The 15,323-nt window shown below is 51.0% G+C and carries 9 protein-coding genes; 5 read left to right on the top strand and 4 right to left on the bottom strand.

Annotated elements, in window-relative coordinates; all coding sequences use genetic code 11:
* Window positions 1-690: 690 nt before the first annotated feature.
* The 5 genes from SK39_RS00230 to SK39_RS00210 all read left to right on the top strand — a co-directional run bounded on the left by SK39_RS00230 (window position 691) and on the right by SK39_RS00210 (window position 10,901).
* A complete protein-coding gene (locus SK39_RS00230) occupies window positions 691-6,021 on the top strand; it encodes a peroxidase family protein (RefSeq protein WP_048216468.1) in 5,331 nt (1,776 codons plus the stop codon).
* A gap of 10 nt (window positions 6,022-6,031) precedes the next feature.
* Window positions 6,032-7,771: a type I secretion system permease/ATPase gene (locus SK39_RS00225; protein ID WP_048216467.1), complete on the top strand. Its 1,740-nt coding sequence runs from the start codon at window positions 6,032-6,034 to the stop codon at window positions 7,769-7,771.
* A complete protein-coding gene (locus tag SK39_RS00220) occupies window positions 7,771-9,099 on the top strand; it encodes an HlyD family type I secretion periplasmic adaptor subunit (protein WP_170926215.1) in 1,329 nt (442 codons plus the stop codon). The genes SK39_RS00225 and SK39_RS00220 overlap by 1 nt, the downstream gene beginning before the upstream one ends.
* A 134-nt stretch (window positions 9,100-9,233) precedes the next feature.
* Complete coding sequence (locus SK39_RS00215) at window positions 9,234-9,521, top strand: VF530 family protein (protein ID WP_003843672.1); 288 nt, start codon at window positions 9,234-9,236, stop codon at window positions 9,519-9,521.
* A gap of 12 nt (window positions 9,522-9,533) precedes the next feature.
* Window positions 9,534-10,901, top strand: coding sequence for a glycoside hydrolase family 10-like protein (locus SK39_RS00210; protein ID WP_003843674.1), 1,368 nt, complete (start codon window positions 9,534-9,536; stop codon window positions 10,899-10,901).
* On the opposite strand, the gene SK39_RS00205 is transcribed toward SK39_RS00210, so the two are convergent.
* The 4 genes from SK39_RS00205 to SK39_RS00190 form a co-directional block, all read right to left on the bottom strand.
* Complete coding sequence (locus SK39_RS00205) at window positions 10,898-11,416, bottom strand: hypothetical protein (protein WP_003836260.1); 519 nt, start codon at window positions 11,414-11,416, stop codon at window positions 10,898-10,900. The two genes, SK39_RS00210 and SK39_RS00205, sit on opposite strands and share 4 nt — an antisense overlap.
* 54 nt (window positions 11,417-11,470) lie before the next feature.
* The gene (locus tag SK39_RS00200; RefSeq protein ID WP_032935745.1) at window positions 11,471-12,742 is read right to left on the bottom strand and encodes a type II toxin-antitoxin system HipA family toxin; all 1,272 of its coding nucleotides are present in this window, start codon (window positions 12,740-12,742) and stop codon (window positions 11,471-11,473) included.
* Window positions 12,735-13,049, bottom strand: a complete 315-nt coding sequence (locus SK39_RS00195; RefSeq protein WP_003836258.1) for a helix-turn-helix domain-containing protein — start codon at window positions 13,047-13,049, stop codon at window positions 12,735-12,737. The genes SK39_RS00200 and SK39_RS00195 overlap by 8 nt, the downstream gene beginning before the upstream one ends.
* 179 nt (window positions 13,050-13,228) lie before the next feature.
* A complete protein-coding gene (locus SK39_RS00190) occupies window positions 13,229-15,172 on the bottom strand; it encodes a methyl-accepting chemotaxis protein (RefSeq protein WP_032935743.1) in 1,944 nt (647 codons plus the stop codon).
* Window positions 15,173-15,323: the final 151 nt, after the last annotated feature.

Genomic DNA, 15,323 nt, shown 5'->3' with positions numbered 1-15,323 from the left:
AACACGATAAAGACCATATTCATCACAAGTTAATGCAGCCATAGCCAACCTTGTGACCGTTTAGTCTTAAAGTTAACCTTCGTTATTACCCGTGTTCGTACTGGTGTTAACATAACTTGCCCGGGTTAATTCAACCTGGCAAAGTAGCACATAATTTTAAGATGAGAGGAATGTTTAACCGAGATAACGTTATATTTTCCTGATAAATTGAAGCGTCAATGCAGTCTACTCAGCGTTGTCTTCGGTGTAAAAATAAATTGCCACCCCCCTAATGTAAAGAAATGAAAATACAATCTTATTCATAGAAAAGTATGAGTGAAGTCGGCAAAGGAAAAACCATAGTTATGATCATCACAGAAATGTAATGTGAGAAAAAAACAACACATCTAACCCTTACTACGCTCAAACTTGCGACGCAGCAGACCTTGAATATGCCTGATAATTCAAGAGAGCAAGTGTGTCTTTTGCACACAAATAGCAAACTTTTAAACCTGCGAACACATTATTTCGCGATATGAATATCCACGAAGATGACGCTAAATACGTCATTGATAATCTGAGCATTTTATTAAATGGAGTTGTACAAGCAATAACAACCAAGCACTAAATACGACTCATTCTCACATGTTTTTTATAAACATGAGAACGAATGATGATAGCTAATACAAGTAAAGATAGGGGTAATGACTTATGGCCTCACAATATGACTTTACTGTCACCTTGCACGATCTTGCTTTTATTCTTAAGCAGATCAAAATATCCGAAGCGGCAACTAACCCAGACGGGAGCGTTAATGCTGAAATGCTTCGGGAATTAGTCTCCAGCCCACTCTTGCCCTATGGACTTCGCACGGTAGATGGCTCATGGAATAACCTTTTACCAGGTCAGGAGTTATACGGTTCTGCCGATCAGACAATGCCGAGATTAACCGCATTAAACTGGCAGGATGCGGATCAAATGACCAGTTATATCCAAATTGGTGGCACTGTTATTGATGCCGACCCACGAATAATTAGCAATTTAATTTCAGACCAGACGGCCTCAAACCCGGCCGCGCTGGAGGCTTTTAACGCATTAAAAGATGCGCCCGGCGGCGGGACTGTTACTGGGGATGGCAGCTTATCCATTCCCAATCAGTCTCCCGATATCGGTCTCTCCCCTGCTTTTAACGGCTGGATGACCTTCTTTGGCCAGTTTTTCGACCATGGTCTGGATCTGATTCCGAAAGGAGGCAACGGTATCGTTTTCATTCCGCTCCAGCCCGATGACCCTTTATATGTTGAAGGGTCGTCGACAAACTTTATGCTATTAACCCGGGCAACGGTGGATGAAAATCGAGAGACAGTAAACCTGACGACCCCCTTCATCGACCAAAACCAAACCTACACCTCCCATCCTTCACATCAAATTTTCATCCGCGAATACGTCATTATTGATGGGAAACCTGAGCCTACCGGGAATTTATTGGGTGGTGCGAACGGTGGACTGGCGACCTGGGCCGACGTTAAAAACCAGGCTGAAACCCTGCTTGGCATTAAACTTACCGATCAGGACGTGTTTAATGTTCCCCTGCTGGCAACGGATCGCTACGGTAATTTGATTTTAAGTGAAAACGGAAAGGTACAGATTGTTACCACCGGGGGGCTGGTTGAAGCCAACGGAGGCCTGTTACCCGCGGAGACGTTCCGCACCGGTCATGCGTTTCTGGATGACATCGCTCATACTGCCGTGCCAAAAGCTGGTCTGCTGGCAGATGATGACAGCGCCATCGGCGGAGAAGGACCGCAACCGGCAGGAACCTATGATAACGAACTGCTCGATCGCCACTTTATCACCGGTGACGGGCGCGGGAACGAAAATATAGGTTTAACCGCGGTGCACGCCGTTTTTCACAGCGAGCATAACCGCCTGGTTGAGCAGTATAAAACCACTCTGCTGGAAACCGGCGATATCGACCTCATTAACCAGTGGTTGATGCCCAACCACCAAATCACGGAATTACCTGCCGATACCAATACTCTGGTATGGAACGGTGAGTACTTATTCCAGGCAGGCCGCTTCTCCACGGAAATGCAATATCAGCACCTCGTATTCGAGGAGTTTGCCCGTACCGTACAACCTGCCGTCGATCCGTTTGTCTTCTCCAACACGGCGGATATTAACCCGCTGATCTTTGCAGAGTTTGCGCATGTTGTTTACCGTTTTGGGCATTCAATGCTGACAGAAACCGTGGCGCGTACCGACATTGATATGCAAAGCGGTGATATTGACCTGATTTCAGCATTCCTGAATCCGGTAGCATTTAATCAAATCAACGGGGCCACCGTCACGGACGATCAGGCTATCGGCGCAATAGTGCGTGGTATGACGCGTCAGGTGGGTAACGAAATTGATGAATTTATTACCGATGCTTTGCGTAATAATCTCATCGGCCTGCCCCTCGATTTAGGCGCGCTTAATATAGCCCGTGGCCGTGACACCGCAATGCCGACGCTGAACCAGGCCCGCGAGCAGTTTTTTGCTTTAAGCGGCGATAGCCAACTGAAGCCTTATACCAGTTGGGCTGACTTCACTACCTACCTGAAAAATCCCGCTTCAATCATTAACTTTATGGCCGCCTATGGTCAGCACGAACTGATCCTCAACGCTACCAGCCTTGAAGGTAAGCGCGCAGCGGTTAACTTCCTGTTATTTGGTGATGCTAACAATTCCCCGCCTGCGGATGTGATGGATTTCTTTAACAGTACCGGAGCGTGGGCAACCAAAGAGACCGGTCTGAATATGGTCGATTTCTGGATTGGCGGGCTGGCTGAGCGCAAAAATGAATTTGGCGGCATGCTCGGCTCAACCTTCAACTTCGTCTTTGAAACACAAATGGAAATGCTTCAGGACGGTGATCGTTTCTACTATCTGAGCCGCGTTCAGGGGCTGAACTTACTCAATGAACTGGAGGCCAACTCGTTTTCCGCGCTGGTAATGCGTAACAGCGATCTTGGTGATGAGGGTTCCTCCCACCTGCCCGCTAATCTGTTCCAGACACCGGACCATATTTTTGAAGTGAACCGCGTGCTGCAAACGGAAATCGACCCGAAATGGGGTAATCCGCTGAAAGATCTACTCTCGCCGTTGTTGGTGCGTCGCGACCCAGGGGTGGATGTTGACGGCGATAGTTTTGCCGATGGTGGGTATCTGAAATATACCGGCGATGGGCATGTGGTGCTTGGTGGGACGGCAGGCAACGATACGTTAATCGGCGGTAAAGGGATCGACAGCCTGTGGGGCGATGGCGGAGATGACCGACTGGACGGCGGTGACGAAGCAGATGTGGTCCACGGCGGTGACGGTGATGACATTATTACCGATACCGGAACGCCTGTTGGTGATGCGGACTTCCTGCATGGCGATGCCGGACATGACGTTATCTTTTCCGGTAACGGAAACGATCTGGTCTTTGGTGGCAGCGGCAGCGACTTCGTGGTGGTCGGCGAAGATGCGCAGGAGGTCTTCTCGGGTCAGGATAACGACTTTGCGCTTGGCGGCTCGGGTGGTGATTTCCTGATGGGCAACGAAGGCAATGACTGGCTGGAAGGCGGCGACGGGTTTGACACGCTGGCGGGGGACAACTCTGAGTTGTTCTTCAACAGTACCATTATCGGTCACGATGTCCTCAACGGTCAGGGTAACGACACCGACTACGATGGCGAAGCCGGTGACGACATCATGGTTCAGGGCGCGGGGATCCAGCGCAATAATGGCATGGCCGGTTTCGACTGGGCTATCCATAAAGGCGACCCAAATGGCGCTAACTCTGACCTTGGGATCCCTATTTTCGTCAACCAGCAGGAGTTTATTCTACGCGACCGTTTTGATCTTGTTGAAGGGCTGTCGGGCTGGAAACACGACGATATCCTGACCGGAACAGAACAGCCGATAGGTACTGCACCTGTTCAGGGCGTTCCCCTCTCTAACAACCTGACCCAGGAAGGTGCGGACCGGATCAACGGTCTACAGGCTATTCTCGGTGTAGAGCGTTCTACAAATCCGGACGCGGTGCTACTGAATCCTGATGATGGTAGCGATATTTTACTCGGCGGTGGTGGTAGCGACCGCATCATGGGTAAAGCTGGTAACGATATCATTGATGGTGATGCGTGGCTCAACGTCCGTATTGCCGTTACGGGTATGGCGGGACTCACCAGCGCCGAAGGTATGGCCGAACTGAAATCGTACATGCTGGCCGGCACGCTGAAACCGAATCAATTGTCGATTGTGCGCGAAATTCTGCATGAAGGTAACGGCACGGAAACTGACGTCGCGGTGTACCGTGATGTCAGCAGCAACTATGTCTTTACCCGTATGGCGGACGGTAGCCTGCGCGTCGATCACGCTACGCCGGATGCCGCGCTGAACCTGAATGATGGCATCGATCGTCTGTTGAACATCGAAAAACTGGAGTTTGGCGATGGGAAGCAGCTGTGGGTGACGGGGCAACAAGCGACGGGCGATCTGACCATCAGCAATCCTAATCCTTCGGTGGGTGACCTGCTGCGCGTCAACGTGGCGAACTTGCTGGATGGTAACGGGCTGGCGGCGGATGTGGCCATCACTATGACCTGGCAGGCATTCGTCAACGGCCAATGGCGAGATCAGGCAACAGGCGTTGAGTTCAGAGTGCCTGGCGCTATTCAGGGCGCACCGTTGCGTGTGGTCGCCAGTTTTAACGACCGCATGGGTGACGCTGAAACCCTGGTGTCGGCACAAACTCAGGCAATCCTCCCGCGCAATCAGGCCACGACCGGTGTGCCAGTAATTAACGACCTCACCCCAACTGAAAGCCTGACGCTGACCGCGGTGGTTTCAGGCATTTCTGACGCTGATGGTCTGAGCGGCGGTAATTTCACTTATCAATGGAGAATGAGTTCGCCAACCGGATTCGTCAACATTAACGGTGCGACATCCGCTACCTATACGCCGGGCCAGGCTATGGTCGGCAGAACGTTGCAGGTGGTCGTTACAGTCGTCGACGATGAAGGCAACCCCCCTGTTGTCCTGACGTCGACCACCACCCAGCCTGTGGGCGATCTGATTGTTGGTACCAACGGGGCTAACACCCTCGTCGGTACTGCCTGGAGCGATATCCTGCGCGGTGAAGGCGGTAATGACACCTTACTTGGCGGTACAGGTGACGATCTGCTCATCGGCGGTGCTGGAAACGACAGCCTCTCTGGTCAGGCGGGACAAGATATTCTGCAAGGTGATGCCGGTAACGACACGCTTGATGGCGGGCTTGGTGCCGACAGTATGACCGGCGGCGCGGGCGATGATACCTACATCGTTGATGATTTCGGTGATGTGGTTATCGAAGGTGTGAATAGCGGTACGGACGTTGTCCGAACCAGCCTCAGCAGCTACGACCTCACCGATAACGTGGAAGAACTGGTATTTACCGGCAACGGCAGTTTTATTGGTACCGGTAATGCCATTGCAAATACCATCACGGGCGGTTCTGGTAGCGACTATCTGTTTGGTATGGGCGGTAACGACCAGTTGTTTGGTGGTATCGGGAATGACTTCCTCGATGGCGGAGATGGCGTTGATAACCTGCAAGGTGGTGTTGGCAACGACGTCATGATTGGCGGTGCGGGCGCGGATACCCTCTCCGGCGGTAGTGGAGACGATATTCTCAATGGTCAGGAAGGTAACGACATTCTGGACGGTGGTACCGGGAGCGACATCTTCGCCTTTGGGGCCAACTTTGGGCAGGACCGAATTACCGGTTTTGACAGTAACCCCAACGGCGGGCAGGACTTCCTTGATCTCGTCTTGTTAGGTATCAACGCGGGTAATTTTGCCAGCAGCGTGTCTATCACCGGAAACAATGGCAACACCATTGTGACTATCGGTACAGACACCATCACATTGGTGGGCGTCAATTCGACCACCGTGAATATTGGTGACTTTTATCTGGAAATGCCCACTACCCTTGCCAGCAACAATGGCAATAGTTCATTGATCGTATAAGGAGAAGACTATGTCGCGCCAGCATACGCCAACAGAACTGAATGATGCATTAAAGGGAACGAAACCCACTTTTCTGATGCTGCTGTTTTTTAGTTGTGTGATTAATATGCTTATGCTGGCGCCGGCAATTTATATGCTACAGGTTTACGATCGTGTGCTGGTCAGTAAAAATACCACCACGCTGTTAATGTTAACCTTATTGGTAGTCGGCTTGTATATCGTTATTGCCATGATTGAATCTGCCCGCGCGCAGGTTATGGTCAGGCTTGGCAACAGGCTGGATATAAAGCTAAGTCAGTTGGTCTTTAACGCAGCCTTTAAAAGAAAGATGGTTACCGGTGATAACAACCCGGCGCAATCTTTAGCCGAACTGGATCAGATCCGTCAGTTTCTTTCCGGGAATAGTCTGTTCGCCTTACTGGATATTCCCTGGACGCCGATATATCTGTTCATCGCCTTTTTGGTCCATCCCCTGCTGGGATATCTTTCTCTCGGCGGAATAACGTTATTATTTATTCTGACGCTGGTATCTGAAATCTCTACCAAGCGCCCGATTCAGCAAGCGCACGCCTTAACCATTAACAATGCCAGTAAACTGAATAAACAGCTGCAAAACGCCGATGCCATTGAAGCGATGGGGATGCTTTCGACCCTGAATTCCAACTGGCAGGAGCAACATAACAAAGTGCTGGCGCTACAAACACAGATTGCCGACAAAACGGCCGGGTTAAGCAGTCTCAGCCGCTTTGTGCGGGTATTGCTGCAGTCGATTGCGCTGGGCGCCGGGGCTTTACTGGTGATCGGTGGCCATATTACCCCGGGCTTGATGATTGCCGCCTCGATCATTCTTGGCCGCGTCCTCAACCCGGTAGAACAAGTCATTGGCAGCTGGAAGCAGTTCGTGCAGTTTCGTAGCGCGTGGCATCAGCTCTCAACCTTGCTGAAGGAGTATCCGGCGCCGAAAGAGGTACTGACCCTGCCGCGTCCGAATGGCAACATCAGCGTCGAAAGCGTCTTCGCTGCAGCCCCCGGCCAGCCTTCTCCGCTACTGCGTAATATCTCATTCCAGCTGGAGCAAGGTGAAGTGCTGGGAATTATCGGCCCTTCAGCCTCAGGAAAAACCTCGCTGGCAAAGGTTCTGGTTGGCGTCTGGAAACCGTTATCAGGGAAAGTCAGATTAGATGGCGCAGATATATGCCAGTGGGATAAAGCGCTGCTGGGCCCGTCTATTGGCTATCTGCCGCAGGATGTGGAACTGTTTGACGGTACCATCGCACAAAACATTGCCCGCTTCGCGCAGAATGACAGTGAGCTTATCGTCGCCGCCGCATTACTGGCAGGCGTTCATGAGATGATCCTGCGCTTGCCGCAAGGTTATGACACTCTGCTGGGCGCAGGTGGATACCAGCTCTCCGGTGGGCAGCGGCAGCGCATCGGGCTGGCGCGCGCCGTGTATAACAATCCTGCGTTTATCGTGCTTGATGAACCGAATGCCAATCTTGACGACGCGGGCGAATTTGCACTCGTTAAAGCCATCAATGCTCTGCGTACCCAGGGACAAACCACAGTCATTATCTCACACCGCCCGACGCTGCTCGGCGTGGTCAATAAGGTTTTATTGCTTAACGATGGCGTTATACAGGAGTTTGGTACCCGCGATCAGGTTTTTGCCCATTTACGTCAGGCCAACGTACTGAAACCGGTGGCTACGCCTTCTCCATCCACGACTGAACAGCAACGTGAGGCTTGATGATGAAAAAGAATCCCCACAACACGGCCTCTGCTGGCGTAGATACCAATATCTGGTCACCGATTATCCGGGGCGTGATCGTCATTGTGCTTGGTGTCGGTAGTTTTATCCTCTGGGCAGTGCAAGCTCCGTTAGATGCGGGCGTGGTCGCCGATGGTACGGTAACCGTATCGAGTAACCGCAAAACCATTCAGCATCTGAGCGGCGGTCGGGTAACCGATATCTTTATCAAAGAAGGCGACTTCGTGAAGAAAAATCAGGTCCTCGTCCGGTTGGATAAAATGCAGCTTGAAATGCGTTTCAGCGCGTTGAATGCCCAGTATATTTCTGCAAAAAGTATCGAAGATCGCCTGTTAGCAGAACGCGATGACCTGGATGTGATCCGCTTTAATACTACGCTGACGCAGCAATTCTCTGGCAATAAACGGCTATCAGAAGTCAGAAATCTGCAGGCTAAACTTTTCGATACCCGTCGCAAAACGATTCAGGATGAACTGTCGATGATTCAGGAGACGCTCGATGGTCTGGTTGGACAGACGGATAATCTCAATAAAATAAAAGGCTATCGCGACCACCAGTTTTCTCTGATTAACCGGGAGTTAGGGGCTATTCGGGCGCTGAGCGAAAAAAACTATTATCCCAAAGCACAATTACTGGTGCTGGAGCGCGAGGCAGCAGAAATATCTGGCAGCGTTTCAGAAGATATTCTTAACATTGCCAAACTGAAATCGCAGCAGAACGAATTAAAAATTAAAGCCTATCAGGTGCGTCATCAATATTTACGTGAAGTTGAGTCTGAACTGACGGAAAACCAAAAAGAAGTGGCAATGCTGGAGGATGAATTGGTATCAACGCGTCATGAGCTGGATAACACCGAGATCCGCTCACCGATTAACGGTATTGTGCTGGATGTTAAAGTCAGTACCGTGGGCGGCGTCATTCAGCCCGGAGAACATTTGATGGATATCGTCGCCGCCGGACAACCGATGCAAATTGATGCCAAAATACCCGTACATGCCATTGATAAACTGGTCCCCGGTTTAACCGTTGATGTGCTGTTCCCTGCCCTTAACCATGCGCTGTTACCTTCGGTTCCGGCCCAGGTTCTGACTATCTCTGCGGACCGTTTAATTGATGAAGCCACTCAGCAGCCTTACTACCTTGCGGAAGTACAGGTTTCAGCAGAGGGCGCGCGTTTGCTGGGCGATTACAAAATTAAAGCGGGAATGCCCGCCAGCGTGACGATCAAGACCGGTGAACGAACCCTGATGAGCTACCTGTTTAAACCGTTGATTGCCCGTCTGGAACTGGCTTTTAAAGAGTATTGAATCATCCATTGCCGGTATGACGTACGGCTTGTCGCGCCATACCGCTTTCTGCCGTTGCTGGCAGCTTTGCTTTCTTGTAACCTTCTTCCCGTCTCACTACTGACAAAATCTGGAACCACTGAACTGGACTTCATATGAATGCTCATAATTCTAAAGACCCTTTACATGGCGTGACGCTAGAAATGCAGGTCAATGCCCTGGTTGATCGTTATGGTTGGGCTGAGCTGGCGCAACGCATTAATATCAACTGCTTTAAAAATGAACCGAGCGTTAAATCCAGTTTGAAGTTTCTGCGCCGTACGCCGTGGGCACGGGCAGAAGTAGAAGCACTGTACCTGGACTCTCTACATGACCAGGCCTCAAATAACACTCCCGAACCGGCCTTCGATCCCTGGGCTAACAGCCGCAATAAGAAGAAATAAGAGCAAAATCAGATGGCAGCATCCGGTTTCTTTTCAGGAAATTATCAGAAAAAACTGGCGAAGATTATCGCCCGTTTTCGTGCCAGACTACCGCTGACCAACATGAAATGGTTTGCTGTACTTGTGGGCAGTATGTTGTTACTTGGCAGCTGTTCTTCACAACCGCCCGGCTCCAGAATTACGCCACAGCCTCCGGTGAGTAAACCGCAGCAAAGCAAGGAGCCGGTGCGTGGTATCTGGCTGGCAACGGTTTCGCGTCTGGACTGGCCGCCGATTTCATCTGTCAACATCAGTTCGCCTGCCGCTCGCATTAGCCAGCAGCAAAAAGCGCTGACGGATAAGCTGGACAACCTGAAACGACTTGGTATTAACACCGTTTTTTTCCAGGTTAAGCCCGATGGGACCGCATTGTGGAAGTCAAAGATTCTGCCGTGGTCAGATACCCTGACCGGCACGATTGGCCAGGATCCGGGTTACGATCCGCTGCAGTTTATGCTCGATGAAGCGCATAAGCGCGGAATGAAAGTTCATGCCTGGCTTAACCCCTATCGCGTGTCTGTAAACACCAAACCTTCGACGGTCACTGAATTAAACAGTACGCTGTCACAAACACCGTCCAGCGTATACGTCCTGCATCGGGACTGGATCCGCACCGCGGGCGAGCGTTTTGTGTTAGACCCCGGTATTCCCGAAGTGCGTGACTGGATAACCAGCATCGTGGCGGAAGTGGTTGAGAATTACCCGGTTGACGGTGTGCAGTTTGATGATTACTTCTATACCGAGTCTCCCGGCTCTGCGCTCAATGACAGCCAGACGTTCAGAAGATACGGCCAGGGATTCGCTTCCAAAGCTGACTGGCGCCGAGATAACACGCAACGGCTGATTGCCCAGGTATCACGGACTATCAAGAAACTCAAGCCTGAGGTTGAATTCGGTGTCAGCCCTGCGGGCGTATGGCGCAACCGTTCGCACGATCCAGCGGGCTCCGACACGCGCGGTGCGGCAGCGTATGATGAGTCTTATGCCGACACCCGCCGTTGGGTGCAACAAGGCTTGCTGGATTACATCGCACCGCAACTCTACTGGCCTTTTGCCCGCGACGCAGCGCGCTACGATGTACTGGCAAAATGGTGGGCAGATGTAGTGAAATCAACCAACACTCGCCTCTACATTGGTGTAGCGCTGTATAAAGTCGGTGAACCATCGAGAAAAGAGCCAGACTGGACGGTCAAAGGCGGTGTGCCGGAACTGAAAAAGCAGCTCGATTTAAACGAGACCGAACCGTACATTAACGGCACGATCCTGTTTCGCGAAGATTACCTTAATCAACCGCAAACGCAGGAAGCTGTGACCTATATTCGCAATCGTTGGGGACGTTAATGGTTGTTCTGAGCGGGAAGCCTGAGCCAGACGCTCACGTAGCGGGTAAATTTCCCCACAAAAATTCCGGCGAACATGCCGCCAGTAATGATAGCCAGGGCGCTCATTGCGGGTTGACGTAAAACGTCGGGGGAAATGGCGTTAAGTACGCCAAGTACGTACTTAACGCCGAATGCCATCAGCATAAATGGCAATGCGGAATAATCTGCCGGACGGTGAATACTCCGTGGTGCGCTACTGCGGCTCAAACGACCGGGGTTAATTAATATGTAGCCAATGATTGCGCCGCTGAGGATACCTATCGCCCACTGAATATACGTAATGAGGGTCGGGTCGCGATAAGTGATTAAATCGTAGATATCCCAGACTAAAAAAATAGCGGGGATCAGCGCCAGCTTTTCCAGCGTGACAGTGGCAGGTGTTCTGGCTTTAATCCCTCGATACAGTAGAAAGGCAAACAGCAGATACACCCAAACTGGCGTGTTTTTCAGCATATTCACGACAAATTCAGCCATAACGTTGCCTCGCTCAGATTTAATTCTTCGCTAAGTGTAGCGGCTGTCTCTGGATCACAGGGACATTAACCTGCGGACATTTTCATTAATCTGTTTCTGTATCGTATTCAGCGTAGTTTGTGTTATCTGATCGGCGTATTTGTCTTTGGCTGTAACGCTTAGCGCTGTTGCATGGTGGCAGATCTTGTCGATTATAGCGTTCACATGCTCAGCTGATAGCTCAGCTTCCTGTATGCCAAGCTGCTGCAGGTGCTTTCTTTCGATATCCAGCGCTTCTCCCAGCACGTCCATTTGGTGATACCCGCCGGGTCCTTCGCACCAGGTCACGTCGTAAGCCGGAGCCAAAGTCCAGTTTCCTGCGGCTGACATTAAATAGGCAAAGTTTTTGGGATGGTCATCACGGTTGTTAAATGCCACGTTGAAAACCACGCGTTCGAACGCTTTCGCTTTTTCTCTGACATCATTGGTACAAATCTGTGTGGCGCGCAGAAAATCCCGGTAATCTAAAGCACCGGGTATCTGGTAATTTGCACCGGTAAATGCCGCCAGGCTCTGCATAGGAATACGGACCGACTGGTCACGGTCGAAACGGCGGGTAGCAAATGCCGCCTGCCCGTCAGGCAGATTAAAATACGCGGTATCAGGCGTAGTGATCCCACATTGCCGCAAACATTCAGCATATACCGCTTCGATGGCACATACCTCAGCATGCTCATGCCTGGCAGGAAATTTAATCAACCAGCTTTCGCTCTCCGGGAGGGGCGCAGTGGTGAACTTTGACGTGACACTGTCACGATAGAGTAACGCTTTTGGCCTGGCCCCTTGCGGTGAACCGCCCATCTGGAGCAGTTTTTGCAAGAATTCCCCGCCTTCGCCGCTCAGGACTTCCTGAACCTCAGATGCCAGTTGTTCGAGAGGAACATCCTCTTTTGAAAGCGTCTCGACATCTGACTGAACGGGCCGGAACGTCATGGCGCCCATTGCGTTATTGCCGACCCAGGTTAACCTCTCCAGAGGTCCTATGCGCGCTGCGTTGAGTCCACGGCGTTTAAATAAACGATCCATCAACAGCATACCCCAACCATCAGGTAGCGAATCGTACACGGGTCCTGGTAATCCCAACTGATGAGCCGGGAAATCCCTGCGTAAACGAGGACCGTTCAGCGGTAACCTTAACCGGGACAGCTCCAGCCCCTTACGTATAGCGTCTTCACTGTATTCAAAGGCGATCAACGGGCGTCCGGTCAGGGCTGAGGAAGACACCAGTTTTCCCCACAACCATTTTTCACCCCAGCCTTCATAAAAGACATCGACTTGCTCAGGCATCAGTATTTTTCCTTTTCACCCGCTGGCGTGCCGCGCTCTTCTCGTAACGCAAAATATCATCCAGACTGTCGATCCTGGGTTTGAACAAGCCTTCCAGCGCGTCACCATAGCCTAACACCATCGCGACTTTGACCAGATTCTCAAATCCTACATTTTTACCTGCCTCCAGATTCGAAACGGTATTCACACCGACACCTGAACGCGCGGCAACATCTGCCTGCGTCATTTGCTGCGCGAGCCGTTCCTTACGTAATCTGTCGCAAAGTAGTTTGACGATATCGGCTGCTGTATTGAGCGTTAAATCCATAATATTGGCTCTTATTGGAATAAAAACGACTTTACACCCAATATTATAGAGTTAAGCGGAGAATGATTCAAAGTTTTGTAAGACACAATAAAGAGGAGTTAAATCAATAAATCGTGGTTAAGTACCATTATACTGGAATTATCCGGGCACAAGATCTGTACCCGGATAGGATGTGGTTATCAGGCAACGGAAGGCTCAGGTAATCTGAAAGAAGAGACCAGCAATGCCAGCTGTTCCGCTTCCTCTTTCAGCGCCTGCGTCCGTGCTGCGGCATCATCAATTAACGAGGCATTCTGCTGAACGGTGCTGTCCATTTCGGTAACGGCGAGCGTAACTTCGGAAACACCTTTACGCTGTTCTTCACCCGCAACGCGTATTTCCCCCATCAACTGGCGTACCTGACGCACATTGCTGACCAGTTCTCCCAGACGTTCGCCGGCAGTGTGAATTTGCTGACTTCCGCTACCAACATGAGAAACGGATTCATCAATCAACGCTTTAATTTCCTGGGCGGCGGTGGCACTACGCTGAGCCAGCGTACGCACTTCGGAGGCCACGACGGCAAACCCTCTGCCAGCATCACCCGCTCTGGCGGCTTCAACCGCGGCATTCAGGGCGAGAATATTGGTCTGGAACGCAATGCTGTCGATGACCGCGACAATTTCCACCATTCTGCCGGATGAGGCGCTGACGTTATCCATCGTAGAGATAACGCCCTGCATCACATCACCGCAACGGTTGGCCGTTTGCGCTGTGTTATCGGATAGCTCATCCGCCAATTGTGTATTACTGGCGTTTTGATGAACGGTCGCATTTAACTGCTCCATAGCCGCTGAGCTCTCTTCCAGCGCAGCGGCCTGCTGCGTTACGCGAGATGAAAGCTCCATATTACTGTCAGCCAGGCTAACGGCGTTATTCGCCACCACTGTGCTACTGCTTCTGACGGTGATCAGGATGGCCGAGATTTTATCGACGAACAGGTTAAACGCCTCGGCGATAGCCGAAATCTCATCTTTGCCGCGAACATCCAGACGACGGGTAAGATCACCTTCTCCCTGCGCGATGTCATCAAGAGCCTGACGAGTATCATCGAGACGTGAAATTAGTCGACGAACCACCAGCCATGATCCCACCAGCAACAGCGTCATGATAGGGATCAATACCTCCAGAACGTCCTGCATCATCACTTTGGCAAGACCGACAATACGTGATTCTGGTGTCACAAGCCCTACGACCCAGCCGGTATCTGGCATCGGGAACAGCATGACCTGTGACGCTGTATTCAGGACGAGATCATTTTCCAGCGTTATGGTCTTCACCCCATCTGTCGGGCGCAAAGATTTCAGACCGTTCTGCACCGGGATAAGCCACTGCGCGCTTTGCGCCAGATCGTTAATGGTTTTATGTTTGGCCAGGTCGGCCTGCGGGAAATAGAGAATTTGTCCCTGCTTGTCTACCACAAACGCGTAACCGCCAGTACTGTTGCCCTGCTGCTGCATGAAAGTTGCGACGTTATCCAGACGGATATCGGTGGTAGCGACACCGGCAAACTTGCCCGCCTGCTGATAAGGCACGCTGCATGTCACCATGTTGACACCTGAACTGGCATCCTGGTAAACATCAGACCATAGGCAGTTGTTTTGTGATTGCCCTTTGGCGTGCTGATACCAGCTTTCATTGTGGTATCCGCTTGATCCTTCGACGTTATAATCGTTGGAATAGACAAGCTTTCCTTCGGCATTACGCGCCCAGAAAAAGCTTCTTTTCTCCACACCTGCGGTGAAGGCGTCTGGTTCTGGCCAGATGCCGCCGCCGGTAATAATCGAGTCTTTACCTTCACCAATCAGATGCGGAACGACGCTTTGATACAGAGATTCATCGTTAGGCAACACTTCAGCCAGTCGCGACATGCTGACTGTCTCACCTTCAATTCGGGACAATACGGTACTCAACTGACGGGTTAAACCTTGCCCTGTTTCTTCGATCAGGGCGGTGTTGATTTCAACGACGCGCGGCTGACCACGCCAGAGCATAATCACCACGATAACAATAGTCGTTACTGCAAGCAGCAGAATGCCGCCGATGGTTAAACGCGTTGAAATACGAGTAGGATAACAGGCCATACAAACTCCTTCTGCAAAAGGCTAACTTTTATCCAGTATCGGCACAGGCGTTTATATCTTTATAAAGATTTCTTAAGTATTGCAAAAGAAAGAAGTGACAATGTCACAAATAACAAAACCCAGCACTTTGGCTGGGTTTTAATAACGGCTT

The sequence above is a fragment of the Citrobacter sp. BIDMC107 genome (genome assembly GCF_001037575.1).
In the GTDB taxonomy this organism is placed as follows: domain Bacteria; phylum Pseudomonadota; class Gammaproteobacteria; order Enterobacterales; family Enterobacteriaceae; genus Citrobacter; species Citrobacter freundii.
This window is presented reverse-complemented; position numbering and strand designations above follow the sequence as displayed.